The 25,879-nt window shown below is 59.2% G+C and carries 21 protein-coding genes; 9 read left to right on the forward strand and 12 right to left on the reverse strand.

The genetic code is table 11. The features are described from left to right. Window positions 1–20 precede the first annotated feature (20 nt). On the reverse strand, window positions 21–1,157 hold the full coding sequence (locus tag AC13RC_RS17415) for a mannitol dehydrogenase family protein (RefSeq protein WP_488557937.1): 1,137 nt from the start codon (window positions 1,155–1,157) through the stop codon (window positions 21–23). A gap of 543 nt (window positions 1,158–1,700) precedes the next feature. Between AC13RC_RS17415 and fba the strand changes: the two genes are divergently transcribed. Beyond that, complete coding sequence (gene fba, locus AC13RC_RS17420; protein WP_488557938.1) at window positions 1,701–2,765, forward strand: class II fructose-bisphosphate aldolase; 1,065 nt, start codon at window positions 1,701–1,703, stop codon at window positions 2,763–2,765. A gap of 9 nt (window positions 2,766–2,774) precedes the next feature. Here fba and AC13RC_RS17425 read toward each other — a convergent pair whose 3' ends face one another. From AC13RC_RS17425 to AC13RC_RS17455, 7 genes are all read right to left on the reverse strand, one after another. After that, on the reverse strand, window positions 2,775–4,517 hold the full coding sequence (locus tag AC13RC_RS17425) for a glycerol-3-phosphate dehydrogenase/oxidase (RefSeq protein ID WP_488557939.1): 1,743 nt from the start codon (window positions 4,515–4,517) through the stop codon (window positions 2,775–2,777). Window positions 4,518–4,576: 59 nt separating this feature from the next. Continuing rightward, the gene (locus AC13RC_RS17430; protein ID WP_488557940.1) at window positions 4,577–6,106 is read right to left on the reverse strand and encodes an FGGY-family carbohydrate kinase; all 1,530 of its coding nucleotides are present in this window, start codon (window positions 6,104–6,106) and stop codon (window positions 4,577–4,579) included. Between the two features lie 53 nt (window positions 6,107–6,159). Further along, complete coding sequence (locus AC13RC_RS17435) at window positions 6,160–6,915, reverse strand: DeoR/GlpR family DNA-binding transcription regulator (protein ID WP_350223831.1); 756 nt, start codon at window positions 6,913–6,915, stop codon at window positions 6,160–6,162. A gap of 269 nt (window positions 6,916–7,184) precedes the next feature. Continuing rightward, a complete protein-coding gene (locus tag AC13RC_RS17440; RefSeq protein ID WP_069615621.1) occupies window positions 7,185–8,132 on the reverse strand; it encodes a D-ribose ABC transporter substrate-binding protein in 948 nt (315 codons plus the stop codon). Between the two features lie 99 nt (window positions 8,133–8,231). Continuing rightward, window positions 8,232–9,284, reverse strand: coding sequence for an ABC transporter permease (locus tag AC13RC_RS17445; protein ID WP_488557941.1), 1,053 nt, complete (start codon window positions 9,282–9,284; stop codon window positions 8,232–8,234). A 22-nt stretch (window positions 9,285–9,306) separates the two neighbouring features. Then, window positions 9,307–10,851, reverse strand: coding sequence for a sugar ABC transporter ATP-binding protein (locus AC13RC_RS17450; protein ID WP_488557942.1), 1,545 nt, complete (start codon window positions 10,849–10,851; stop codon window positions 9,307–9,309). Then, entirely contained in the window at window positions 10,848–11,504 is a 657-nt protein-coding gene (locus AC13RC_RS17455) for a DUF2291 domain-containing protein (protein ID WP_488557943.1), read from the reverse strand. Before AC13RC_RS17455 ends, AC13RC_RS17450 begins: the two co-directional genes overlap by 4 nt. Window positions 11,505–12,408: 904 nt before the next feature. On the opposite strand from AC13RC_RS17455, the gene AC13RC_RS17460 reads away from it, so the two are divergent. The 7 genes from AC13RC_RS17460 to derI all read left to right on the forward strand — a co-directional run bounded on the left by AC13RC_RS17460 (window position 12,409) and on the right by derI (window position 19,704). After that, window positions 12,409–13,959 (forward strand): FGGY family carbohydrate kinase, encoded by a 1,551-nt coding sequence (locus tag AC13RC_RS17460; protein ID WP_488557944.1) that lies wholly within the window; start codon window positions 12,409–12,411, stop codon window positions 13,957–13,959. Window positions 13,960–14,036: 77 nt separating this feature from the next. Then, window positions 14,037–15,548, forward strand: coding sequence for a glycerol-3-phosphate dehydrogenase (locus AC13RC_RS17465; RefSeq protein WP_488557945.1), 1,512 nt, complete (start codon window positions 14,037–14,039; stop codon window positions 15,546–15,548). Window positions 15,549–15,576: 28 nt separating this feature from the next. Further along, complete coding sequence (locus AC13RC_RS17470; RefSeq protein ID WP_488557946.1) at window positions 15,577–16,509, forward strand: sugar phosphate isomerase/epimerase family protein; 933 nt, start codon at window positions 15,577–15,579, stop codon at window positions 16,507–16,509. 127 nt (window positions 16,510–16,636) lie between these two features. Next, window positions 16,637–17,575 (forward strand): sugar-binding transcriptional regulator, encoded by a 939-nt coding sequence (locus tag AC13RC_RS17475; protein ID WP_488557947.1) that lies wholly within the window; start codon window positions 16,637–16,639, stop codon window positions 17,573–17,575. A 119-nt stretch (window positions 17,576–17,694) separates the two neighbouring features. Beyond that, a complete protein-coding gene (locus AC13RC_RS17480; protein ID WP_152092861.1) occupies window positions 17,695–18,471 on the forward strand; it encodes a DeoR/GlpR family DNA-binding transcription regulator in 777 nt (258 codons plus the stop codon). Next, on the forward strand, window positions 18,468–19,238 hold the full coding sequence (locus AC13RC_RS17485; RefSeq protein WP_488557948.1) for a triose-phosphate isomerase: 771 nt from the start codon (window positions 18,468–18,470) through the stop codon (window positions 19,236–19,238). The genes AC13RC_RS17480 and AC13RC_RS17485 overlap by 4 nt, the downstream gene beginning before the upstream one ends. A 10-nt stretch (window positions 19,239–19,248) precedes the next feature. Continuing rightward, on the forward strand, window positions 19,249–19,704 hold the full coding sequence (gene derI / locus AC13RC_RS17490; RefSeq protein ID WP_069615612.1) for a D-erythrulose-4-phosphate isomerase: 456 nt from the start codon (window positions 19,249–19,251) through the stop codon (window positions 19,702–19,704). Between the two features lie 382 nt (window positions 19,705–20,086). Here derI and AC13RC_RS17495 read toward each other — a convergent pair whose 3' ends face one another. After that, complete coding sequence (locus AC13RC_RS17495; RefSeq protein ID WP_488557949.1) at window positions 20,087–20,788, reverse strand: cell envelope integrity TolA family protein; 702 nt, start codon at window positions 20,786–20,788, stop codon at window positions 20,087–20,089. A gap of 212 nt (window positions 20,789–21,000) precedes the next feature. Between AC13RC_RS17495 and AC13RC_RS17500 the strand changes: the two genes are divergently transcribed. Beyond that, window positions 21,001–21,816 (forward strand): DUF4946 domain-containing protein, encoded by an 816-nt coding sequence (locus AC13RC_RS17500; RefSeq protein WP_488557950.1) that lies wholly within the window; start codon window positions 21,001–21,003, stop codon window positions 21,814–21,816. Between the two features lie 131 nt (window positions 21,817–21,947). On the opposite strand, the gene AC13RC_RS17505 is transcribed toward AC13RC_RS17500, so the two are convergent. The 3 genes from AC13RC_RS17505 to AC13RC_RS17515 all read right to left on the reverse strand — a co-directional run bounded on the left by AC13RC_RS17505 (window position 21,948) and on the right by AC13RC_RS17515 (window position 25,785). After that, a complete protein-coding gene (locus AC13RC_RS17505; RefSeq protein WP_069615611.1) occupies window positions 21,948–22,958 on the reverse strand; it encodes a polysaccharide pyruvyl transferase family protein in 1,011 nt (336 codons plus the stop codon). 59 nt (window positions 22,959–23,017) lie between these two features. Then, on the reverse strand, window positions 23,018–24,502 hold the full coding sequence (locus AC13RC_RS17510) for a lipopolysaccharide biosynthesis protein (RefSeq protein ID WP_112723231.1): 1,485 nt from the start codon (window positions 24,500–24,502) through the stop codon (window positions 23,018–23,020). Window positions 24,503–24,912: 410 nt separating this feature from the next. Continuing rightward, window positions 24,913–25,785, reverse strand: a complete 873-nt coding sequence (locus tag AC13RC_RS17515) for a glycerophosphodiester phosphodiesterase family protein (protein ID WP_488557951.1) — start codon at window positions 25,783–25,785, stop codon at window positions 24,913–24,915. Between the last annotated feature and the right edge of the window lie 94 nt (window positions 25,786–25,879).

Consider the following 25,879-nt stretch of genomic DNA (forward strand, 5'->3'; position numbering starts at 1 on the left):
TGGTTCAGCCTCAACGGCCATCATCGTATAGCCCCAACCAGAGGATAGCACGCCGCTATTTGTCGCAGCGCAGGCATGTCTGATCCGCTACCCGCCTTATCCGCCCAATCCAGAAAGGCGTGGATGCGGCGGGCGACCTTTTCGGGATGATGCTGGCTGATGTCGGCGATGCGATGGTCTAGAAAAGGATTGAGGAAGCGGTCGAGTGTCGTAGCGACATAGGCCTTCGCCTCGTCGCCCATGCCGTTTGCGGCAAAGCCGGGCAGCACTTCGCTTTCGTAGAGAGTATCGAGTCTCGCCCTTACGCCCTTGTCGGCCAGTATGGCGCGCACGGTTTCGTCCGCCGGACGACTTTCGCGCTGCCAGATTTCGGCAAGGAAGGTGTGGCCGAGATTGAGGATATGCAGTTTCAGGCGCTCATAAGGGGCGAGATCGTCGGTCAGTACGATGCTTGGATGCTGACATGGCGCGCGGACACCGGGCGCGCGTTTGATCGCCCATAGGGCATAGGGTTCGGCAACAGCGCCGATCGGCTCGATCGGCTCGGAAACGATGCGATCGACCAGGGTGTCGGCGAAGGCAGCGTGGCCGTCGAGCCAGGTATAGAATTCAGCCGGCACATCGTTGAGCCGGGCGCAATCGATGACCGTCTGTTTCAGAACGCGGCCGTTGCCCGTCATCAGTTCGCAAGGAAGGATGACCAGGGGGCGCCCGGAGGCCTGCCAGCGTCTGACGAGGAGCGCGGCAAGCTTGGCGGGGAAAGATCGCGGAACCTGGCCGTTTGTGACGAAGCGGTCTTCCTCCGGCCATGTCTGGTAGCCGGTTTCGCCGGTGTTGGAGATGACGAATTCCGCATCCTCGGCAAAGAGCCTTGACAGCTCCCCCCAGTGTTCGACTGCAGAGAGGCCGCGATCGACGCTCATGACCTGGACGCTGCGATCGACGGGTTGCCCATCCGACATGCCGCGTATGATGACGGGATAGCCAGCCGGATTGCCGAAGGCAGCGACGCGCCCGCTGCGGCTGCTGGCGCCTGAAACCTGAACGACAGCAATGGGACCAGCATCTTGGCCGGATTGTCGTGCCTCATGCACGAAGAATGCCGCATGCGCCTGCAAGAACCGGCTGGTGCCGAGCTGGATGATCCGCGAGCTCACGCCACTTTCCTCCCATATTCGATGTTGATCAATAGGACCGTCCGGCTGAGGCAACATGCAACTTTCATACACTCCGGCCGGCTTCTGTTTTTTATCTATAGAAAACAGCGAAACCATGAGCAGTCAATGTTTTTATAGAAGTGAATGCAGGTTGGGCTGCCGCAGCAGCTCGAGGAGCACGGACTCGATCGCGTATTCTTCGATTGTTTATTCAGTGACCCGTCATGCCTCGCCGTTGCCGGCAAATGACGATCAATAATGGAGCCGCGGCGCGATCGGATCTCTCCCGCAGCTACAGTGACCTCTATTCCCCACATTCGAGACTGATCTCCTTGTGAAAATCGAAGAAAATCTCATAAAAACTGTGATTTTGTCATATTTTGCTGTTATGTTTGTGCTTGAGGATACCTTGCTGTCTGCATGCCCTGTTTGCCGGATTTTAGCGTGGTCACATATCGACGGCGCACATCTCCATAACGAGGTCGGGCAAATAGCAACATCCACGCAATCTTAGCCGCCCATCATGACCCAGGGGAGAGTTGAATGGCACGTATCACCTTAAGGCAATTGCTCGATCACGCCGCTGAAAACGGCTACGGCGTTCCGGCTTTCAATATCAACAATATGGAACAGGCGCTCGCCATCATGGAAGCGGCCGATGCGGTCAACGCGCCCGTGATCATGCAGGCGTCGAGGGGTGCCAGGGCTTATGCCAACGACATCATGCTGAAACATATGATGGACGCAGTCGTGGAAATCTACCCGCATATTCCCGTCTGCGTGCATCTGGATCATGGCAACGATCCCTCGAGCTGCATGACAGCGATCCAGGCCGGCTTCACCTCGGTCATGATGGATGGATCTCTGAAAGCGGATGCCAAGACGCCGGCAGATTGGGACTACAATGTCGGCGTGACCAAGACGGTGGCCGACATGGCGCATCTCGGCGGCATTTCCGTCGAGGGTGAGCTTGGCGTGCTCGGCTCGCTGGAAACCGGCATGGGCGAAGCTGAGGATGGTCATGGGGCGGAAGGCAAGCTGTCTCATGATCAGTTGCTCACCAATCCGGACGAGGCGGTGAAATTCGTGCGCGAGACCAAGGTCGACGCTCTGGCGATTGCCATGGGCACCTCGCATGGCGCCTATAAGTTCACGCGCAAACCGGATGGTTCGGTGCTGGCGATGAGCGTGATCGAAGAGATCCATCGCAAGCTGCCCAACACCCACCTTGTCATGCACGGCTCCTCCTCGGTGCCCGAGGAGTTGCAGGAGATCATCAACAAATATGGCGGCCGGATGAAGCCGACCTGGGGCGTGCCGGTCGAAGAGATCCAGCGCGGCATCAAGAACGGCGTGCGCAAGATCAACATCGATACCGATGGCCGCATGGCGATGACGGGCCAGATCCGCCGCGTGCTGCAGGAGGATCCGAGCGAGTTCGATCCTCGTAAATATATGAAGCCCGCTATGGCTGCACTGACGAAGCTCTGCAAGGAGCGCTTCGAACAGTTCGGCACGGCCGGCCACGCTTCGCGTCTCCAGCCGCTTTCCGTTGCCGAAATGGCCAGGCGTTACAAATCCGGTTCGCTCGACCCGGTTTTCTCCTGAGCCAGATGATCAGCGTGCAGCCGGGCCTGCCGCCTGGCGCACGCTTTCTTCGCTCAGCGTCTGGCCGTGAAATTTCGATAGCGATACAACGACATCGTCGATCTCCTTGGCCAGTCGCTGCGCATCCCACTGCAGGGCTGCTGCGGCGATTGCACCGATTTCGCGTAATCCCTGGATCGTCAGCAGGCCCTCGATCGCCATGGTCGTACGCCGGAAGACAATGTCGGAGAGATGTACGACCATCTCCTGCCGCGCGATCCAATCGATCTCGAGCGCGCTGTGGCGGGGTGCGCCGCTGATGCGCTGGCCGTCTTTATAGTCCGAAGGGCGAGTGAGAATAGCTGCGGCAGTCGTACCGTATCGGCTGAGCAGCTCGTCCGCTCTGCTGGCTTCGACGCCGGCCTTTGCCGCCACTGACTTGCTCCAGCTCGCCCGCTCATCGAAATTGACCGGGAAATCCCGGCCGCCGCCGATCGCAAGCCGCTCCGTGGACGTCTTGCGGCCGCGTTGAAGGCGCGCCAGCACAGTATCGGCAACCTCTTCGGCAAAGCCGCGGAACGTGGTCCATTTGCCGCCGACCAGAGAAATGATCGGAAAGGGACGTCCGGCCTGCGGCTCGAAAACGGGTGCGGAGTGATCGCGGCTGATCAGGCCCGGTGACGAGGCGTCCGAGGCGGGCAGGGGGCGGATGCCGCTGTAGCTGTAGGTCACCTGATCGCGGTCGAAGCGCAGGCTCGGAAGGAGTGATCTGACGCTGTCGAGGAAGTAGTCGATCTCGTCTTCCTCGCAACGCACATTGTCTGGATCGTCGCAAGGGATATCGGTCGATCCTACAAGCGCCTGGCCGAGATAGCCGTAGACCAGGCAGATGCGCCCGTCATCGGCTTCGAAATAGATCATGTGGCCGTTGAGGCTGCGCACCAGTTCGGGATGATCGAGCAAGATATGCGATCCCTTGGTGCCGCCGATGAGATGGGCGGGTGCTCCAAGAGCCGCGTTGACATGATCGATCCATGGACCGGCGGCATTGATCACGAGCTTCGGCTTGGCCGAAAAGGCATAGCCGTCCGCGCGCTGGAAGGTCAGCAGGCCGTCGGCTGACGAAACAAGCCTTGTCGCATTTGCGGCAAGCGAGCCCTTGTTCGCCTCTAGCCCGTCATTGACGAGCTCGTAGACCAGTCGCTCCGGCCGGCTGATCTTGGCATCGTAATAGATACCGCCGGCGACGATCTCAGGCGTGACATGCGGCATTTCCTTCAGCGCCCGGCGCTTCAAAAGGAACCGGTGGCGCGGCATGACACGGTTTCGCGAACCGAAGAAGTCATAGAGCGCAAGCCCGATCTTGATAAGCAAGGCGCCACGGCTGCGCGGGGCGGTGGTCGAGCCCGTCAGCGTGCGAAGGGCTGCCCAGATGCCGCGTGTCCATGAGAAGATCGGCACAAAGGTCGGCAGCGCTTCGACGCAATGCGGCGCGTTCCTGAGCAGAAGGTTTCGCTCAAGCGCCGATTGCGCGACCAGGCCGAATTCGCCTGTTTCCAGATATTTTAGGCCACCATGGATCAGCCTGGATGGCGCAGCACTCGTTCCCGAGCCGAAATCTGATTTATCGACGATCAGGCAGTTGATGCCCTGCAGCGACAGATCGCGAAACAGCCCCGCGCCATTGACGCCTGCGCCGAGGATGACAACATCGACATCTCCGTCTTGAAGCTGCGAGAAGCGTTGTTTCAGATCGGCGGTCCTATCGGTCATAACATCATTGTCCTGGTGAACTGCCGCGACAGAGTCTTCTCGCGCGGCGCAATTTTGGTTTAGCCTTGGGAGTGCTGGGTCGCGAGATTGCCGATCCGCGGCCAGAGCGGCGTCATTGCTTCAGCGATGTCGCGGAAGAGGTCGTAGCGGACGCGATAATCGGCGCTGCGGGTGGAATCCGGATGATAGGTTCTGGCGATCTTGCCGACATCGCGCGGATCGCTTTGCGGGCTGGTATAGACACCGAGCCCGGCACCGGCGCAAAGTGCGGCCCCCCAGGCCGCGGCTTCATCGGTTTCGGTGACGGTGACGGGCATGCCGAGCACGTCGGCAAACATCTGCACGACGATCGGATTGCGCGAGACGCCGCCTGCCAGCCTTGCCTGATCGAAGGAAAAACCATCGCTTAGGGCATCGACGTGAATCTTATGGTTGAAGGCGATGCCTTCGAGGACGGCGCGCAGCATATCGCCGCGATCATGCCAGCCGCCAAGCCCGAAAAAGCTGGCGCTTGCCTCAGCGCCATAGGGGGAGCCGAAGAGATAGGGGTGGAAGAGCGCGCTCGATGGCCGGTTGAACGCCGCCTCGATCTCGGGGCCGAGTTCGGCATGGATCGACTTGCCCGCTGCTTCCGCGCTTGCAATTTCTCTGGCGCAGAGTTTGTCGAGGAACCATTCGTAGTTCGCCGACGACGCCGGCGAGATTGACATGTTGTTCCATTGGCCCGGTGCAATGGCATTGCGGCAGAACCAGCGGCCGTCGACGCGCGGTTCCGAGGAGAGCGTCTCGTTGATCGAATAGGTGCCGGCAATGACGGCGACGACACCGGACGCATAGCCGCCGGCTCCGAGGGCTGAGGCGGTCACGTCGTGCAGGCCGGCAACGACGGGCGTATCTTCGGCAAGGCCAGTTCGCTTCGCGACGGCTTCTGTCACGTATCCTACGATTTCGTCGGATCGCGAGACAGGTGGCAAGGCACCCGTCACCTCGGCAATGCCGAAAAGCTCCAGGGCATCTGCAGAATAATCCTGCGTCGAAACATTGGTGAAGGAGGTGCTTGCTTCGGTACGGTCGGTACCGGCAACGCCAGTCAGGCAGAACCGCAGCCAGTCCTTGCAGCTCAAAATGTGGCCGATTTCAGCAAAGCGCTCGGGCTCATTGACCTTGATCCAGGCAAGGAGCGCCGATGGGGCCGAGACATGCGGCAATTGACCGGTCAGCTTCAAAGACGCTTGGGCAACAGGAGTCTTCAACCATTGTTCGACAATCGATCCGGCGCGGCTGTCGAGCGAAAGAATGGCGCGCCCGAGCGGCTTCTTTGCCTTGTCGAGCAGATAGATGCCGTCGCCGTGCGCGGTTGCGGCAATCGCCTGGATATCGCTTGCTGGGCGGTTGCTGAGCTTGATCGCCTCGGCAATAGCGTCGGCCGTCTGGTTCCAGAGTTCGTCCATGTCCCGCTCGACATGGCGTGCCTTCGGCATGAACTGGGTCACCCGACGGCGCGCAACGGCAAGCGGCGTTCCGTCAATGTCGAAGATGACGGCTTTGGTGACGGTCAAACCGCTGTCAATTCCGAGCAGACTCGGCATTCCCGTGACTCCTGATCATGAACGAAAAGAGGTGGCCTTTGCGGGCTTCAGCCTCACGATCGCTCCTTGTCGCCTTTGGCGACGACCACGTTGATATTCTTGTTGCGCATACGCTCCAGATGGGCGGCGGGTGTCTTCTCGTCGACGATGACGACATCGAATTCGCTCAGATGCGCGAAACTATGCAGCGCCCGCCGTTCGAACTTCGTATGATCCATCAGCAAGATGCGCTTGGCGGCACTGTCGAACATCGCGCGCTTGATATCGACGATCTCGGGCGACTGATGGAACACGACGTCGTCGATGATTGCCGACATCGAGATGAAGGTGACATCGGCCCGTAAGCGATTGATTTCGTTGATCGTCATTCGCCCCATGAAGGCATTGCACCAGTTATAGTATTGCCCGCCGAGCGCCAGAAGCGTCACGTCATGCATATCCTTCAGCGCATTCATCAGCGTCAGCGAATTGGTGATCGCCGTCAGAGGAACCTTGGCCGGCAGCTGCGAAGCCATCTGCAGGACGGTGGTGGAATCGTCGAGGAAAATTGCCTGGCCAGGCTCGATGAACTGCATGGCAGCCGCGGCGATCATCTTCTTTTCGCTTGCCTGCCGGTTGGCGCGATAGACGTCGCTCGATTCGATCAGGCTGGTCGCTGCGGCCGATACGATGCCGCGCGTCTTGCGGAATAGGCCTCGGCTGACCAGTTCGTCGACATCGCGATGAGCCGTCATCAGGCTGATGCCGAAGCGCTCAGTCAGATCCTCGATGCGCATCGAGCCTTCCGCCATGACGGCTTCGGCGATCATCTGGCGCCTGGCAATCTGGCGCGAATGCCGGCTGTCGCTCGGCAGCTCGTCTTGCAGGAATGATACGGGGCTTGTCTTGTCTGTCACTTTGGCCTCTGACGCTGAACCTTGCGGAGATTAACTTGCCGCAGCGAACGTCACGTTATAGAAAAAGATATAAAGAACAGTTCGCTATCAGAGTTTCTGCAAGTTCTGTCTAATGTTGAGCCAGGGTGCCGCCCGCCGCGGTCTAGGGATAGGGGCGCCGAGTTCCGGCGCCCCCGATATCATTACTCGGACAGAACGAAAGGTGCCGTGTACTTGTCGACATTATCCTTTGTGATCAGGATGCAATCGAAAAGCTGCTTTTCGCTCTTGGCACCGGTCTTGCCGGTCTTGATGAAGCTGTCGGCCTGCTTGACGGCTTCTTCGGAGAAGACGGCAACCGGCTGCAGGACGGTGTACTGAAGCTCACCGGCCTTGATGGCAGCAACAGCGTCCGGCGAACCGTCGAAGCCGCCGACCTTGACGTTGGCGAGCTTGCCGGCTTCCTTGAGAGCGGCAATCGCGCCAAGCGCCATTTCGTCATTGCCGGAGATCACGCCAGTGATGTCCGGATGCGCCTGCAGGATCGACTGCATCTTGTTGTGGCCCTGGGTGCGGTCCCAGTTGGCAACTTCCTTGGCAACCTTCTTCAGGTCGGGATATTGCGTCAGCACGGTTTCGTAGCCGTTCGAGCGCGTAGCGGCATTGTTGTCCGAAGGCGAGCCGAAGAGTTCGGCATAATTGCCCTTGTCGCCAACGGCTTCGACCCACTGCTGAGCGCCGATCGCCGCACCCTGGGCGTTGTTGGAAACGAGCTGAGCCTTGGCAAGGCCTTCCTGGTTGATTTCAGCGTTGACGAGGAAAACCGGGATTCCGGCTGCAACGGCTTTCTTGACTGCACCGACCGAGCCGTCAGCATTGGCCGGATCGAGGATAATTGCGACCGACTTGTTGGTGATCGCCGTATCGATCAGGTTGCTTTCGGTGTTGGTATCGCCCTTATGCGCACCGACTGTGGCGGTATAGCCGAGCTTCTCAGCGGTTGCCTTGGCGATATTGCCTTCCGTCAGCCAATAGGGGTTGGACGGATCGTTGACAATGACGGTGATCTGACCGGCGGCCCAGGCGGCCCCCGTTAGAAGCGGTGCCACAGCAACTGCTGCCATGACGATGCGCAAACCTTTTTTGAACATTAGTCTCTCTCCCTTTGATGAGCTCTGGTAATGCCGGCGAACCGGCGGTCCTTTCTCCGATCGGCATCTCACCGACCGGGGACAAGTCTTGATGCAGTGTCAGCCGGATTTGGTCCGGCGCCCGTACTGGATGCTGTTCATGAGCACGGCGAGCACGATGACCGCGCCGGTAAAAACCGTCTGCCAATAAGCCGAGACGCCGATGATGACGAGGCCGTCCGCCAGGAAGCCGATGACGAAGGCGCCCAGCATGGTGCCGCGCACCGTACCGCGGCCGCCCGTCAACGCGGCGCCGCCAATGACGACGGCGGCAATTGCGGTCAGCTCATAGCTGGTGCCGGCATTCGGACCGGCCGAGGTCAGCTGCGAGGACAGGACGAGGCCGGCAATGGCGGCGCAAATGCCTGAAAGCACGTAGACAGCGATCTTGACCTGCTTGACCGGAACGCCGGAAAGATCGGCAGCGCGCTCGTTGCCGCCCGAGGCGTAGAGCCAGCGGCCGAAGGCGGTACGGCTGAGAACGATACCGCAGATGATCGCAAGCACCGCAAGGACGATGACGCCGATCGGGACGCCGGCGAGGCGATTGAAACCCAGCCAGTTGAAGCCGGTATTGCCGAGTTCGGGGCGGCCACCGAGATTGTTGTAGGTAAGCCCGTTCGTCATCAGCAAAGCGATACCCCGGGCAACATAGAGGACGCCCAACGAAGCGACGAAGGCCGGAACGCGCAGATAGGCGATGAGCATGCCGTTGACTGCACCGACGATGCCACCAAGAATGCAGGTCAGCACGACGACAGCCCAGACCGGCGGATAGAGGATGACGCCGAAACTCGACAGCGTGACGCCCTGCATCAGGAAGCCGGCGATACAGCCGGCAAGGCCAAGCGTCGAGCCGACCGACAGGTCAATGCCGCCATTTAAGATGACGAGCAACATGCCGATGGCGAGGATGCCGAAGATCGCAACATGCGAGGCCATAGTCAGGAAGTTGCTGAGCGAGAAGTAGTAGGGCGACAGGAAGGAGAAGACCGCGATGATGACGATCAGCGCAAAGAAGGCGCGTCCTTCCAGGATCAGCCGCACGAGACTGAAATTCCGCCGCTGTCCGTTGGATACTGGTTTCTTATCTGTAATGTTCGTGACTGACATAATCAGTGCTCCATGAATGCGGCTAGTGCGCGACCACTGCTTCGCCCGAGGCGGCCATGATCTTTTCCTTGGTGACATCAGGACCGAATTCGGCAGAAATCTTGCCGCGGTGCATGACGATGATGCGATGGGCGATGCTCAGGCACTCGGCGACTTCCGAGGTCGAATAGATCACCGCCAGACCCTCTTTGGCGCGCTCGGCGAGCAGCTTGAAGACTTCAGCCTTCGCGCCGATGTCGATACCGCGGCTCGGTTCGTCGAGCAGGATCACGCGAGGCGCCGTTGCCAGCATTTTGCCGATAACGACCTTCTGCTGATTGCCGCCGGACAGAGAGCCGATTGCGGCCTCGCCGCCATCGGTCTTGATGTGAACTTTGCGGATCGAGTCGTTCACCAACGACCGCTCACGGCCGCTCGATGTGAAAAGACCCTTGGTAAAGGCACCGATGCTCGCAAGCGACAGGTTCGAGCCGACGGTCATCGTCTGAACGAGACCGTCGCGCTGACGATCTTCCGGCACCAGCACCAGCCCCTGCGCGATCCGGCCGGCAATGGAAAGACCGCCGACATCGGTGTTGCCTAGGAGCACGCGGCCACCGCTCGACCGAAGCCGCCCCGCCACACATTCGAGCAGCTCGGTACGGCCGGCGCCCATCAGCCCGTAGATGCAGACGATCTCGCCGGCGCGGACTTGAAGCGACAGGCGGTCGACCGCGTTATAGGCGGCGCCCGACGGGCCGGGGACGGTGAGATTATCGATCGTCAGCGCCACATCGCCCATTTTATGGCCTGTCGGCGGGCTGCCGAGGTCGAAATTGTCGCCGACCATGTTGCGCACGATCCATTCGAGATCGATGTCCTTGCGTTCGGCATAGGCGGTCATGTTGCCGTCGCGCAGAACGACGGCGTGATGGGTGATCTGCAGCGCCTCTTCCAGATGATGCGAGATATAGACGATCGACACGCCGCGGTTCGTCAGATCGCGAATGACCTTGAAGAGAACTTCGACTTCGCTGGCGCTGAGCGCCGAAGTCGGCTCGTCCATGATCAGGATGCGGGAATTAACGGAAAGCGCGCGAGCGATCTCGACGATCTGCTGCTGGCCGAGGCGAAGATCCTCGACGGGTGTGAGCGGATCGATATTTTCCTCGAGCTCTTCCATCAGCGCACGGGTCTGGCGCTCTTCCTCGGCAAAATCGACTACGCCACCCTTCATGATCTCGCGCCCCATGAAGATGTTGTCGCGGACGCTGAGATTCGGTGCCAGGCTCAATTCCTGGTGGATGATGGAAATGCCGCAGGCGCGCGCATGCGTGGAGGAGGCGAAGGAGATTGGGGCGCCATCGAGAATGATCTCACCCGATGTCGGCTGGATAACACCGGAGAGAATCTTCATCAGCGTCGATTTGCCGGCACCGTTCTCGCCGAAGAGGGTGGTGACTTCGCCGCGGCGAATATCGAAATTGACGCCCTTCAGTGCATGGACGCTGCCATAGGATTTAGCGACATTGCGGGCGGCGAGAACAACTTCGCCGGTGGTGGCGCCATTGTGCTGAACCTGGCTCATTTCACATCGACCTTTACCGGGGTGACGAGCCAGTTCTTCGGATTGATGAGCTTGAAAACGCCGACGACCGTCGCCGTCTTGCCAGTCAGTTTCTCCGGATCCAGACTGCCAAGCGTCGCCTTCTTCATCTCATTGTTGATGGCGGAGCCGGCGTCCTGATATTCGATCTGGTTGGTGAACTGACCGAATTCGATCTTGCCAGTCGCATCGCGAAGATCGGTACCGTTGATTGCCGGACCTGTTTGGACGCGGATGGTGATGCCTTCGGGTATGCCGTCGACCTTGAATTCGTTGAGGTTGGCCTTGCGCTCGCCGAACGTGCCCGTCAAAGAGACGGGGAGGACGGGACCGGTTGTGGTGGCGACGCCATATTTCTCGCCCGCCGCCTTCTTGTCGGCCAGAACCGCACTGGCGAGCGTTACTGCATCGACGGCGCGCTTTTCGACATCGGCTTGGACTTTCGGGAATTCGGTAGCGCCAAAGGTCTCCGGCTGGAAGCCCTGCTCGCGCACGTCGTGTTCCGAACCGATCTTGACCACCTTGGTATCGGCAGCGATGGCGCCGATTACGATCACCACCGCGGCGATGCCGGCGACGATCTTGAGCTTGGAGCCAGTCGGCTTGGCAGTTGCATATTGAGCTTGCGTATTCATGTTCGAACGACCTTGGGCATGTCAGCCGGATTACCTGATGGAGAAAGGGAGAAAAGTCCGATGGTTCCGGCTTAACGGAAGCACGGCTCGCGCGTTCGCACCGTGGAGCGCTCCGCTTGGCTTCGGGCGGCGCCGTCACCGGAAAGGAAATTCAACATCAGGAAGCCTCCTCAGCGTGCGGACGGCTGTCTCCTCCAGTCGCCCACCTTGGTTTCGCAATCGCCGCATCTATGCGACAATTGTGATATAAGTATGTTAACTTCTGCATTTCATATGTTATAAATCTTTGGGCGTGTCAACCGCGATTTAACAGGTCCTGTATCCGGTCGGTATCTTTGGATCTCAGTGCTTCCCGCCTTTTCACAGTCGAAGCTTTCGCTTTGTCGGCCTTCTTCCGAGGTTCGCCGATCGGCGTCGTTTTGGCCGACATGATATCAAAGCTTCCTGATAATAACTTGATATACCTCAAAATTATAAGGTGATCGTCCGGCGCTTTTCAATAGTCTTCCCGATTCGATCCGAGAGATTCAGGTCGTTGATCCGTGTTCCTCCAAGGCGTTGCCGCAGTCTTTCCCTGCTGCGGCTTGCCTATCAACCACATCCATTTTATATGAAAAAAATTACAATGCCAGAAAAATATTACTGTAACAACGATATGATTATGTTATAAAGCCGCGAGCTGCTGGATGGGTTGCGGCTGTGCGTCGGATCCATTGCGTGGCTGGTATCGGGTGCGCGCTGGTGCTTCGTTCGCGATCCTCCCTTTGGAGCGGAGAGTACGATGGCGACGATAGATGCGACCTGGCGTAGATTATGCCCTCGGCCGCGTGGGGAGGAATGAAAATGTTTGTGATGGTTACCGATGCTCTTGCCGGAGGGTGTCGCGTGGTGGAGCTGGCTTGCAATGTCTAAAAGCGACGGGATCATCATCGGGATCGATGCGGGTACCTCGGTTTTGAAGGCGGTTGCCTTCGAGCTATCCGGACGGCAGATCGCTTCGGCTTCAGCGCGCAATCGCTATGAGACGGGAGAGGATGGGTCGGTCACCCAATCACTCGGCCAGACGTGGTCGGATTGTCTCAGCGCATTGCGCGGCCTTAGTGAGAAGGTGGGCAACCTTGCCGCCCGAACGGCTGCGATCGCGGTTACCGGACAAGGCGACGGCACCTGGCTTGTCGGCTCCGGTAATGCTCCGGTCGGTGATGCCTGGCTGTGGCTTGACGCCCGCGCGGCATCGACCGTCACGCGCCTGAGCGCCTCGGCCGACAACCGCGCCCGGTTCGAGGCGACGGGTACAGGGCTCAACACCTGCCAGCAGGGTGCTCAGCTCGCCCATATGGACCGCTTCATGCCCGAGATTCTCGATCGGGCGGAGACAGCGCTGCATTGCAAGGACTGGCTCTATCTGAACCTCACCGGCATACGGGCGACCGATCCATCGGAGGCGAGCTTCACCTTCGGCAATTTCCGCAACCGCCAATATGATCCGGTTGTCATCGATGCGCTTGGCCTTGCCCGCCGGCGCTCGCTTCTGCCCGAGATCGTCGACGGAACCGAGATCAGCCATCCCCTGACGGAGGCCGCCGCCAAGGCCGCCGGCTTACGTGCGGGAACGCCAGTCTGCCTGGGTTACGTCGATATGGTCATGACCGCGCTTGGCGCAGGCGTCCGCACTGGCGGTCGGAACGCCGCCTGCTCGACGATCGGATCGACGGGTGTGCATATGCGAGCCAAGGCCGTGCCCGATGTCCAGCTCAACGAAGAGGGGACGGGATATGTCATCGCACTGCCGATCCCCGGTATCGTCACGCAGGTCCAGACCAATATGGGCGCGACCATCAATATCGATTGGATTCTCAAGGTTGCGGCGGATCTGATGTCAGCTGGCGGTAGCGAGATTTCCTATTCCGACCTTATTCCGCGCATCGATGCGTGGTTTACCGAAGCGCGTCCGACGAACCTTCTCTATCACCCCTATATTTCCGAGGCCGGCGAGCGCGGTCCCTTCGTCAACGCACATGCGCGTGCCGGCTTTACCGGACTTTCGACGCGGCATGGCTTTGCCGACATGCTGAGGGCCGTGGTCGAAGGGCTAGGCATGGCAACGCGGGATTGCTACGCGGCCATGGGCGACATGCCTTCGGAGCTGCGCATCACCGGAGGGGCCGCCCGTTCGCGCGCTCTACGAGGTTCGCTATCTGCCGCCGTCAAGGCGCCGGTGCGGATTTCGGATCGCGAAGAGGCGGGGGCTGCCGGTGTCGCGATGATGGCTGCCGTCGCGATCGGCGCCTATCAGGACATGGACAGCTGCATTGCCGACTGGGTGACGCCCTTGCTTGGCGAGGCCGAGGCGCCCGATCCGGCAAATATCGAGCGCTATGATCGTCTGTTCGATGCCTACAAGGACGTGCGTCAGGCGATTGCGCCGGCTTGGGACAAATTGGCCCAGCACTAGCCGATGACGAAGCCGGCGAGGAGCTTGGCCTTAGAAGATTGAATTGATGATGCCACGGGCATCCTTAGGAGCATGACATGATGGAACAGGAAATCTATGATCTTTTCGTGATCGGCGGAGGCATCAATGGTGCCGGCATTGCGCGCGATGCAGCCGGCCGCGGCCTTTCGGTTATCATGTGCGAGAAGGGCGATCTCGCGGAGGGTACGTCCTCGCGCTCCGGCAAGCTGGTGCATGGCGGCCTGCGCTATCTTGAATACTACGAGTTCCGCCTGGTACGTGAAGCCCTGATCGAGCGTGAAGTGCTGCTGAATTCGGCAAGCCACATCATCTGGCCGATGCGCTTCGTACTGCCGCACAGTCCGACCGATCGTCCCGCATGGTTGGTGCGTCTCGGCCTCTTCCTCTACGATCATCTCGGCGGCCGCAAGAAGCTGCCGGGCACGCGCTCGCTTGATCTTCATCGTGATCCGGAAGGGGCGCCGATCCTCGACCAATATTCGAAAGGTTTCGAATATTCCGACTGTTGGGTTGACGACGCCCGACTCGTTGTCCTCAACGCTCTCGATGCTTCCGCCAAGGGCGCGCAGATCCTGACGCGCACAGCCTGTGTCAGCGCGCGCCGCGATCAGGGGAGCTGGGTTGTCCAGATGCGCAACGAGCGTTCCGGCGAGGTGCGGACCGTGCGCGCCCGCGTGCTGGTCAATGCCGCCGGCCCCTGGGTCAACGACATTATCGGCCGTGTCGTCGGCTCGAACAGCCAGCGCAGCGTCCGGCTCGTCAAAGGTAGCCATATCATCGTTCCGAAATTCTGGGCCGGCCAGCAGGCCTATCTCGTCCAGAACCACGACAAGCGCGTGATCTTCATCAACCCTTATGAAGGCGACAAGGCGCTGATCGGCACGACCGACATTCCCTACGAGGGCAAGCCGGAGGAGGTGAAGGCCGACGAGAAGGAAATCGATTATCTGATCACGGCGGTCAATCGCTACTTCAAGGAGAAGCTGCGCAGATCCGACGTGCTCGAGAGTTTCTCCGGCGTCCGCCCGCTGTTCGACGACGGCAAGGGCAATCCCTCGGCCGTCACGCGCGACTATGTCTTCGATCTCGACGAGACCGGTGGTGTGCCGCTCCTGAGCGTCTTCGGTGGCAAGATCACGACCTTCCGCAAGCTTTCCGAACACGCCATGCAGCGGCTTGCAAAATTCTTCCCGAAGATGGGCGGCGACTGGACGCGGGGCGCCACGCTTCCGGGCGGCGAGATTCCGAATGCCGACTACGTTGCCTTTGCCGATACCCTGCGAGCGGCCTATCCCTGGATGCCGCGTGCGCTCGTCAATCACTACGGCCATCTCTATGGCGCCCGCACCAGACAGATCGTCGGCAATGCGATGTCGCTTGCTGAACTCGGCCGCCATTTCGGCGGCAATCTCTATGAGGCCGAGGTTCGCTATCTCGTGGCTTCCGAATGGGCGCAGGCGGCCGAAGACGTGCTGATGCGACGCACCAAGGAAGGTCTGCGTATGACCGCTGAAGAGAAGGCGGATTTCGCGGCCTGGTTCGACGCCGAGCTGGCGCTCGCCGCCTGAACCAACAGACCTTGCCGGGAGACCTAAAATGCCCTTGACGCTTTCACTCAACACCAATCCGCTTGTCAATCGCTTTGCCGAGCCGGCCGACCTGATCGAAACGGTGGCGCGCGATCTGCGTATCCGCGATCTGCAGCTGACGCACGAATTCATCAATCCGAGCTGGCAGGCGCCGGTCATTCGCCGCCTGACGCGCGACATGCAGGAGGCATTGAAGCGCACCGGCGTTCGCGTAACCTCGGGAATGACCGGTCCCTATGGCCGTCTCAACCATTTCGGACATCCCGACAAGGATGTCCGCCGCTATTACGTTGACTGGTTCAAGACCTTTGCCGATATCACCGCGGATCTCGGTGGTCATTCCGTCGGAACGCAGTTCGCGATCTTCACTTACAAGGATTATGACGATCCGGCCCGGCGCGAGGAATTGATTGAGATTGCGATCGAGTGCTGGGGCGAGGTGGCCGAACATGCTCGGGCTGCCGGCCTCTCCTATATCTTCTGGGAGCCGATGAGCATCGGCCGCGAATTCGGCGAGACGATCGATGCCTGCCTTTCCCTGCAGGACAGACTGACGAAGGCGCCCTTCGCCATTCCGATGTGGATGATGGCCGATATCGATCATGGCGATGTCACCTCGTCCAATCCCGACGATTATGATCCATATGCGTGGGCGCGTGCCGTGCCGAAGGTGTCTCCGATCATTCACATCAAGCAGAGCCTGATGGATAAGGGTGGGCATCGCCCCTTCACGGCGGAGTTCAATGCCAAGGGCCGTATCCAGCCCGAACCTTTGCTCAAGGCTTTTGCCGAAGGAGGCGCCAAGGACAACGAAATCTGCCTGGAACTGTCGTTCAAGGAGCGCGATCCGAACGATCGTCAGGTCATCGCGCAGATTGCCGAAAGCATCGCCTTCTGGGCGCCCCATATCGACACGGGCGCTGGCGACTTGCATATCTAGCCGGTGGCGCGGACGAGTCCCGATTCCTTAAACGCCAAATCCTTTCGAGGAGGTAGCCGGATCGGGACGTTATGGCCGGAGAGAACAGGCAAGGGACGATGCAGAGCAAAATGAAAGGGAACGGACGATGACGGATGCAGATGCTTCGCTCGCCGTGCGGGCGGCCTGGTTGCACTATGCCGGCGGGTTGACGCAGTCCGAAGTGGCAAAACGTCTCGGCGTTCCCTCGGTGAAGGCGCATCGCCTGATTGCGCGCGCGGTCGCCGAAGGCGTCGTCAAGGTGACGATCGACGGCGATATCGTCGAATGCGTCGAGCTCGAGATGCAGCTTTCGGCACGCTTCGGCCTGCAATATTGTGAGGTCGCGCCCGATCTCGGCGAAGACGGCTTCGAGTTTCGTGCGCTCGGCCAGGCGGGCGCGGGTTTCCTGAGGCGAGAAATCGAGAGCGGCAACAATAAGGTTATCGGTCTCGGCCACGGGCGAACGCTCTCGTCTGCCGTGCATCACATGGCGCGCGTCAGCGCCAAGGACTTGCGCTTCGTCTCGCTGCTCGGTGGGCTTACCAGAAACTACGCCGCCAACCCCTATGATGTCATGCATCGCATTGCCGAAAAGACCGGCATGCAGTCGCATGTGATGCCGGTGCCGTTCTTCGCCAATACGCGCGAAGACCGCGACGTGCTGCTTGCCCAGCGCGGCGTGAAAGAGGTCTTCGATCTTGCAAATGGCGCCGATCTTAAGCTGGTCGGTCTCGGCACGGTCGATACCGACGCGCAGCTTGTCTTGTCGGGGATGGTGGAGCCTAAAGAGATCAGGGAAATCACCGCGGCCGGTGGCGTCGGCGAAATTCTCGGCCATTTCTTTGATGCCGACGGCAATATCCTTGAGACCACGCTGACCTCTCGCACATTGTCTGCCTCCCTGCCGCGCATGAAGGGCGAGCGGCTGGTGGCACTGTCAGGCGGGTTGCCAAAGGTCGAAGCCATCCGCGCGGTCCTTAAGAGCCGCTGTCTCTATGGGCTAATCACGGATGAGAAAACAGCGCAGGCACTGTTGAAGATCTAAGAATGATGCTGGTTGCGAAACACGAATTTATCTCAATGTAACAACAGAAATGTTGAATTGTGAGATTTTAGTGTTATATTTCTCAGAGTTCCATTTCATGCCGATGGCCGGAGTAAAAGGTGAAACGGGAAGAGCGCCAGCAATCGATCATCAATCTGCTCATCGAGCATAAGACCGTCGATCTCGACGATCTGGCGGATCGTTTCGTTGTGTCCAAGATGACGATCCACCGCGATCTCGATGATCTCGAGCAGGCCGGCGTGCTGCGCAAGGTTCGCGGCGGCGCGACCATCGATGCCGGCACCCAGTTTGAAAGCGATTTTCGTTTCCGCGAGCGTCAGGGCCATGACGAGAAGCTGGCGATGGCGCGCGCAGCACTCGATCTGGTTGAGCCCGGCATGACCGTCATGATCAATGACGGGTCCATGGCCGCCGTTTTAGGCGAGATGCTGCTGCAGAAGCGGCCGCTGACGCTGATCACCAACAATGCCGCAATCATAGACCGCATGAGGAACGAAAGCGGCATTACGCTGATCGCGCTCGGTGGCGTCTATTCCGCCAAGTTCAACGCCTTTCTGGGCGTCGTTACCGAGGAAGCACTATCGCGCCTGCGGGCTGATATTGCCTTCCTGTCGACGCCGGCCGTTTCCGGCAGGCTCGCCTATCATATGGACGATAACGTCGTGCGCACGAAGCGGGCGATGATTGCATCGGCGGCCAGGAGCTGCCTGCTCGTCAGCCATCAGCGCATCGGCCATACGGCTCTGCATGTGATGGCCGATCTTACCGATTTTGATGCCGTGATTACCGATCACGCGCCTGATGCCGCCATTGTCGCGCAATTTCGTCGCGACGGCATCGCCCTTACCATCGCCTCGAACCAGGATATGACATGACTGAAAAGCCTCGCTATTGGATCGGCACGAGCTGGAAGATGAACAAGACGCTCGCGGAGGCGCGCGCTTTCGCCGAGGCCCTGCGCGCCGCCGATACCCTGCGTGACGACCGTATTCAGCGGTTCATCATTCCGCCGTTCACGGCCGTGCGCGAGATCAAGTCGATCCTGTCGGAAAGCTCCGTCAGGGTCGGTGCCCAGAACATGCATTGGGCCGACCAGGGTGCCTGGACGGGGGAAATCTCCCCGTTGATGCTGAAGGATTGCAATCTCGACATCGTCGAGCTTGGCCATTCGGAGCGTCGCGAACACTTTGGCGAGACCAACGAAACCGTCGGATTGAAGACCGAGGCAGCCGTCCGTCATGGCTTGATCCCGCTTATCTGCATCGGCGAAACGCTGCAAGATCGCGAAAGCGGCCGTGCAACCGAGATTCTGAGCGAGCAGGTCATCGGTGCGCTATCGAAGCTCTCCGACGCCCAGAAGCAGGCTGAAATCCTGCTGGCCTACGAGCCGGTCTGGGCGATCGGCGAAAAGGGGATTCCCGCCGAGCCCTCCTATGCCGATGCACGCCAGGCCGAGATCATTGCGGTCGCGCAAGACGTGCTCGGCCGAAAGATTCCGTGCCTCTACGGCGGATCGGTCAATCCGCAAAACTGTGAAGAACTCATATCCTGCCCGAACGTAGACGGGCTTTTCATTGGCCGCTCGGCCTGGAACGTCGAAGGCTATCTCGACATCCTCGCCAAGTGCGCCGCCAAACTCTGAGGAGCATACAATGAAGCTTGCTATTGCTGGAGACAGCGCCGGCGAAGGCCTCGCCAAGGTTCTTGCCGACCACCTGAAGGACCGTTTCGAGGTGAGCGAAGTCTCGCGCACTGATGAAGGCCCCGATGCGTTTTATGCCAATCTTGCGGACCGCGTGGCCTCCGGCGTCATCGACGGCACCTATGACAAGGCGATCCTTGTCTGCGGCACCGGTATCGGCGTCTGCATCTCGGCCAACAAGGTTCCGGGCATCCGTGCGGCACTGACGCATGACACCTATTCGGCGGAGCGCGCCGCTCTGTCGAACAACGCCCAGATCATCACCATGGGCGCTCGGGTCATCGGTACCGAACTCGCCAAGGCAATTGCAGACGCCTTCCTCGCCCAGACCTTCGACGAGAACGGCCGCTCGGCCGGCAACGTCAAGGCCATCAACGAGGTCGATGCGAAGTACAACGCCCGTTAAGAACAGCTTTGGTCTGAAGGCTGAAACCGAGTGGGTAGCGAGCGTTGGCTGCCTCGCGCCTCTTGGCAGCTAGCTGCCTCTCAAATGGTATCAGCCTCCAAAAAACGGGTGGGATCGCCTAAGGTGATTCCGCTCGATATCGTATCGTGGTCTTGCCGCTGGATTAGGGATCGACGACGAGCGCGCAGCCTTGCTCAGGCAACGGTTATTGTCGGGCCGATGCACATTTCGTCGACGCCTGTCCGTAAAGCTCGCTCAAGGACGTTACCTTCGAGGCTTCACCAATATTTGGAAGCCATTGTGGATGGCGTTCCTGGCATAGAACTGACTCATGAGACCGGTCACAGATATTTCTGAAGAGACACAGTTTCTTATGTTTGCCTCACCCGGCCTGAAAATCGATCAATACTTCGCGCCACTGATCGTAAAGATCCTGATAGGGGACTAAATCCTTGAACGGCGCACAGCGTTGAACTGCCTTGACGGCACTTGTTGCAAAGGGGGCGAAACGTGGATCGTCGGAAGAATTGATGACAACGGGATTCAACAGGAGCGAACCGTCGCGGCCGAGGACGAGTTTCAACCTCGGCTTTTCGGAGGGAACGGCATCGGGTCGAATCCAGCAACTCGCGATATTGGCCATCAGATTTTTCCGGATGATGGTCTGGATGTCGGGTGAAGCAGGCGATCTTTGCTGTTTCTCAGCCTCCTTAGTACCCGTCATTGGCCCGAAAGCTAATTGATCGCTCTGCATGTTTCGCTCCGCGAGACCGATCCAGGATCTCGCGCCGATAGCCTGCAAGGCAAGTACAATCAAAAGGATCGTCGTGAACGTGATTGCAATGCGCAAAAATGGCCAGGTTGTCGCAGACTTGCTTGCCCAAAAGCCGGTGCAAAGTGCAGGTACAGCGACCGTAAAAAGCAGTCGGCCAAGTGCTTCACCGGCGTAAGGTCCGGCTAACCCGAAAACAGCCAGGAGGCCTGCCAAGAAGAGCGTGAATGCTATGCCGGCACAAACGAACGCCTGTGCGAAAGGACCCCGCATCGGTAATATCCAACCACTGGAATGGGTACGAACGATCACAAGTGGCAGCTCTTAGCATCGCTTGGTAAAGCAGTCGATGGCCAAAATTATATGTCACGCGGCGATCATTACTGCCAGATCCTGTCATCCGAAGGAGCTTAAGTGGTTCATGACATCGTGGCCTTGTTGATTCATTGCCGACTCAATGGCAGCCGCATGTGAATCGTTTTATATGCCAGACTTCCACCTTACGCATTTGGGCTTGCCGAAATATGGATACCGTCGACAAGGAGCGACCAGGCTTTAAGAAATTGAGTTGGTGGCAGTGGCTTCTACTGGCTCTCATGGCCATCGTCAGCACGGTGTTGCACAGCCTATCGGTTGTGGACGCCACGTCGCCGGAGCTCGCCGCGCAACAAGGCGGCGCTTTGCTAGGTACCCTTATTGGCGCGATCATAATCCCCTACGGCCTCGCCTATCTTATTGGACGTTTGGCTCGGCGATCGCGAACTGCTTTCCTTTTGAGCTTGTGGGGGCTGGCCTTGCTTGTATTGGCAGCGCAAATCGGCCAATTGACGAAGACGTCTACCGCTGCGAATTCGGAGGCAGCAAATGCCAGCAATATGCCTATTACCTGGCCAGCAGGATATAATGTCACCAGTACCTCAATTCCCGTCGAGAATTTTGGCGGACCATTTCCGGGACTGTCACAAACCGCGATTAAATCGAACCCAGACGGCTCACCCCTCACCGCTATAATTCTGACCAGCTTGCCGCATAGAGAGAGTGAAGAACTAAAGCTCGATGATCAGACACGCACTATGCTTGCAACCGTGCGCAATTCATACGAAGCCCAAGGCATGAAAACCGTCTGCGACACGCCTGTGGGGCAGATGCTTGGAGGGATTCCCGCACTGCAAACGACCTGTACAGGAGCCGTGAATGAAGTTCCTTCCGTTAAACAAGTTATTCTCGTCGCGATTGACAAGAGACAAGTTTATTCCCTGAGCTTCACTGCGCGGCCGGCAGATTTTGTCGAACATGGGGCTGAATTCACGATGGTACGCGATAGTCTACATTTCCGATGAGCCGCCGCAGCCGCTGGCTTCAATTAAAGCGAAGCCCACAAGACAAGCCCATGGGTCGTTGTTCTTCACTGGTATCCCTAAAATGATGTCTTGCGGACGCAGCCCGGTCGCATGATGCGACCGGAAATACGTCAGGCGGCCGGTGCCAATGGTTGTGTAGCCTGATTACGCGCCCAGGCGATACCGTCTTCGAGAGAGGTCGCGCGGTAGGCGAGATCGGTGCCGCCGGAAAATGCCGCCATGAACCGACGTATCTTGCCGTAGCTATTGTCCAGCACGGCATGCGGTCGTCCAAGCAGGATCGAGCAGATGTGGACATGCAACCGGTCTGTGACGATCGCGCGGCCGCGGGAAATCTGGCGGATGCCACGCCGCAACCGGTTATGCGCCGCCGCGTCGAGCTTGCGCAGGCGTATCTCGGCCGGCTTGAGGGCGAGCAAAGCCGTTGCCGCACCGAAGGCTTTGGAGATGCGTACACGTTTGGCGGATTCAGTCGTCCAGTCTTCTTTCGGAATGTCGGGATAGGCAGAAAGGTTGGCGTCTCCGACCTTCTCGAGATCCGATCTCAACATGGCAAGGACGTCAAATTCCGGTTCATCCGGCCGGATCGTTCCGATGCTGAAGGCCATATCCGGGCAAAGACGCACTTCGCAGTCGAAGTGCTTATGGGCGAACTCTTTCGATTCTTCGTCGCGCACGAGCAATACGAAATGCTTGTGGCGTCCGATGACGCGGGCGCTTTCCTCTATGCGTGCCTGCGACTTGTAATGGATGGATTGCGGGAACTGGATCACCTGCCGATTGGGAAATCGTTCCAGAACCCGTTCGCGAAAGTCCTGATGCGCATCCCAGATGTCGCCGAAATTGCCGCCGCCATGAATGAAGATCGGACCGGTCGGCATGGTGCGCTCGAGTTGCTCGGGCGAGAAGTCGTCGATCCGCGAGACATAGGTCGGCCGCTTGCCATATCGCCGGTTGAGATAGGCCATTTCGCCGAGCCAAATGGCGGAGTCGCCGCAATTGCGGATGTCAGGAAAATCGAGGATCGCCAGCGGCTCATCTTTGCTGATGTAATCCTTCAGGCAATCGTGGATCATGTTGTCCAGTTTCGCGATCAGCTGTTGATTTGATTGTAATGTCATTTCCCCATTCCCCCGTTTAGATGACAGGTCAGTCTCCGGCCGATATCGGCCGCGCGTTTTCAGGCAGGACGAAGCCTCGGCAGCACTTTGCCGAGTATGTTTCGTACCTCCGTTTCCGGGCCGGCCGGCCGCCTCATCAACGTCCACAGCAGGAGCGTCGAACCGCAATAGAGCAGGCCGCCAAGCAGGATCAGGATGGCGAGGTGCGTCACGAGCACGAGCTTGTCGTCTGTGTAGGCAAGATGGCTCGAGGCGAGCGAGACGCCTGCCGCCATGATGGCGACGCTCACGAGTGCCCGAAGGTTCACCGATAATTGCCTGGCAACGCTGATGCCGGTGAAGCGCCGTACGAGCATCATGTTGACGGCGGTACTGAAGAGGCCGGTGAAGACGCGGCCGGCAATGACCCCCGGAAGACCATAGAGCAGCAGGCCGCCTATCATGATCGGCACGCGCAGGCAGAACATCTGCGTGTCTCGGACGAAGAGCACGCGCGTCTCGCCTTTGGCCATGCCGAGCGGCTGCACCAGCGAGCCCAGCGTCTGCAGCGCAAAGACAGACGCAAGCGACTGGATGATGAAGATGACGGGCGCCCATTTGTCGCCGAGCGCGAGCCTCACCAACGGGTCGGCGGTCACGGCAACGCCGATGCCGGCTGGAAGAGCTACAGCAGCAACCAGTGCCTGAACACGCTGATAGGCGGCGGCGAGCCTGCCCGGATCATTGTGAATGCCAGCGAAAGCCGGATAGATCGTCTGGGTGAGGGGCGCGGTCGCCTCCCGCGTCGGCATCATAGCGAGGTTGCTGCCGACCGAATAATAGCCGAGCTGGATGCCGCCGAGCATCTTGCCCACAAGCAGATAGTCGAAGCGCCAGTTGAGCGTGCTGACGATCTGGCCTGCGGTCAGCCAGGCGGAGAAGGAGAAGAACTCCCGCATATGCTGGAAGGTGATCCTGGGCCGGAACGGCAGCACGAGATAGGAGACAATGACGTTCGTCGCCTGGCTGATCAGCGTGCCGACGACGAGTGCCCAATAGCTTTGATAGATGATCGCGATCGCAACCGAGACGACGAAGCCCGCGAATTTCTGCGAAACGGCGAGCACGAACTCCTGCCAGAAGATCAGATCGCGCTGCAGCATAATGCGCCGCGGATTCGTAAGGCCGCCCATCAGCATGCTGATGCCAAGAGCGAACATGACACCCGTCAGCCTCGGCTCATTGAACAGGGCGGCGGCCGGATAGGCAAAGATCGCAAACAGGATGCAGATCGCCAGCCCGCGTGCGGCGTTCAGCGTCCAGGCAGCACTGAAATGGGATTCATCCGGTGCATCATGGCGGATCAGCGCCTCGGAAAGGGAAAGCTCGGTAACGGTCGTGACGATCATCAATATCGTCATGCCGAGGGCGACGACGCCAAAATCAGCCGGCGCTAGATAGCGGGCCAAGACGAAGGTGCTGAGTGTTGCAAGCCCGTTCACGATGGTTCGAGATAGGCTTAACCACATGCTTCCCTTGACGAGCCGTCCCGTGATGCTGCTCATGCGATACTGAAGTCCCACTGCGCTGTGATGCGACCTCTTAACCGCACAGATATCCCGTGCCGTACCAACGTCTTACGGCTGGAACGGCTGCGCAGAATTATGCAGATTCATATGGTCGCTGTGGATGGGGCGGACCCCGGCGTCTCAGCGGGAACTAGTTCAGTGAATCCTTAAGTCAACATTTCCAGTTCATTTTCGCGTCAGTTTTAATTCATCTCCGCATCATTTTTTTCGCGGATGCAGCATTTGTCCTCATAGGGGAACGATCTCGACCGGCTCCGCTTATGGGAGGCAAGCCTTTCGCAGGGAAAATATGTTTCGATGCGGATAACTGCTGCGACAGGACGCAGAAGCCCGGACGATCGGAAGACCGCCCGGGCTTTTCTGTCTTGCCGTTGCCGAAGATCCTGTCAGTTGGCGCCTCTGTTCGCGAGCCACCGCTTGAATTCGACATTCGTGTCGGTCTGGATGGCACCGACGCCGGCGTCAACGAGCGCTCCCCAGACGCCTTCAGGGTCGCCGAGCGCGCGGCTGTCGTTGAAGTCGAGATTGTGGGAGACGTCGAGTGTATTGATCCAGAGCCGGATATTTTGACGCTCCAGTTCCTCGCGCCCGGCGGCAAGATCGGCAATGTCGGTGAATTTCACCTCGACCATCGGCGCCTTGAGCGATTCGATCATCCTGAGGTCCTCGGTGAATTTTCCGGGCCGGACGGGAAACATGGGCATATGCGGGATCGAGCCGAACCAATCGGCGTCCAGCACCGGGAAGCAGCCGCTTTGCGGCGCGACATCCGACTTGATAATGACGTGATCTTCGGCACCCAGCCGCCGCACTGCAGCAATGACCTGCGGCAGTTCGCGGGGGAATTTCGTGTCGATATTGACGAAGACGCGCCCGCGCGCCTCCTCCAGCGCTTCTTCGAGCGTGGGAACGCGTTCATCCGTCATTACAGCCAGCTCTCCGCCGGCACCGGCACGCAATCGTGCATCGCGGACTGTGGCGAAACTGCTCGCTCCGACGACACCCTTGGCGGAGGTGGTGCGGTCCAGCGTCTTGTCGTGAATGACGACGAGATGGCCGTCGGCGGTCGCCTGCGTGTCGATTTCGACGAATTCCACCCCAAGCTCGGCTGCCGCACGGATTGCCGCCAACGAATTTTCGGGAGCTGCCGACCAAAGCCCGCGATGGGCGATCGTCAGAATGTTCGGATTGGCCAGGGAGAGGAGGTCGTAGATATCGGCATTGCGGGATGAGGGCGATGTGGCGGTCTGGCTATGCATGGGAAAAGCTTTCGTGGGCTGTCGGTTTTCAGGCGGGAATGAGCGGATGCGAGGTTCGATGTCGAATGTGAGCACCAATGGGTGTGGCCGACGC

Source organism: Martinezella sp. CNPSo 3890 (assembly GCF_057784455.1).

Excerpts from the sequence above, each read along its gene's own strand:
- AC13RC_RS17475 (WP_488557947.1), top strand. The coding sequence starts at position 16,637 with ATGACGGATGCAGATGCTTCGCTCGCCGTGCGGGCGGCCTGGTTGCAC.
- AC13RC_RS17510 (WP_112723231.1), bottom strand. The coding sequence starts at position 24,502 with ATGAGCAGCATCACGGGACGGCTCGTCAAGGGAAGCATGTGGTTAAGC.
- AC13RC_RS17450 (WP_488557942.1), bottom strand. The coding sequence starts at position 10,851 with ATGAGCCAGGTTCAGCACAATGGCGCCACCACCGGCGAAGTTGTTCTC.
- AC13RC_RS17445 (WP_488557941.1), bottom strand. The coding sequence starts at position 9,284 with ATGTCAGTCACGAACATTACAGATAAGAAACCAGTATCCAACGGACAG.
- AC13RC_RS17455 (WP_488557943.1), bottom strand. The coding sequence starts at position 11,504 with ATGAATACGCAAGCTCAATATGCAACTGCCAAGCCGACTGGCTCCAAG.
- fba (WP_488557938.1), top strand. The coding sequence starts at position 1,701 with ATGGCACGTATCACCTTAAGGCAATTGCTCGATCACGCCGCTGAAAAC.
- AC13RC_RS17470 (WP_488557946.1), top strand. The coding sequence starts at position 15,577 with ATGCCCTTGACGCTTTCACTCAACACCAATCCGCTTGTCAATCGCTTT.
- AC13RC_RS17505 (WP_069615611.1), bottom strand. The coding sequence starts at position 22,958 with ATGACATTACAATCAAATCAACAGCTGATCGCGAAACTGGACAACATG.
- AC13RC_RS17515 (WP_488557951.1), bottom strand. The coding sequence starts at position 25,785 with ATGCATAGCCAGACCGCCACATCGCCCTCATCCCGCAATGCCGATATC.
- AC13RC_RS17430 (WP_488557940.1), bottom strand. The coding sequence starts at position 6,106 with ATGCCGAGTCTGCTCGGAATTGACAGCGGTTTGACCGTCACCAAAGCC.
- AC13RC_RS17440 (WP_069615621.1), bottom strand. The coding sequence starts at position 8,132 with ATGTTCAAAAAAGGTTTGCGCATCGTCATGGCAGCAGTTGCTGTGGCA.
- derI (WP_069615612.1), top strand. The coding sequence starts at position 19,249 with ATGAAGCTTGCTATTGCTGGAGACAGCGCCGGCGAAGGCCTCGCCAAG.
- AC13RC_RS17465 (WP_488557945.1), top strand. The coding sequence starts at position 14,037 with ATGATGGAACAGGAAATCTATGATCTTTTCGTGATCGGCGGAGGCATC.
- AC13RC_RS17460 (WP_488557944.1), top strand. The coding sequence starts at position 12,409 with ATGTCTAAAAGCGACGGGATCATCATCGGGATCGATGCGGGTACCTCG.
- AC13RC_RS17485 (WP_488557948.1), top strand. The coding sequence starts at position 18,468 with ATGACTGAAAAGCCTCGCTATTGGATCGGCACGAGCTGGAAGATGAAC.
- AC13RC_RS17425 (WP_488557939.1), bottom strand. The coding sequence starts at position 4,517 with ATGACCGATAGGACCGCCGATCTGAAACAACGCTTCTCGCAGCTTCAA.
- AC13RC_RS17435 (WP_350223831.1), bottom strand. The coding sequence starts at position 6,915 with ATGATCGCCGAAGCCGTCATGGCGGAAGGCTCGATGCGCATCGAGGAT.
- AC13RC_RS17500 (WP_488557950.1), top strand. The coding sequence starts at position 21,001 with ATGGATACCGTCGACAAGGAGCGACCAGGCTTTAAGAAATTGAGTTGG.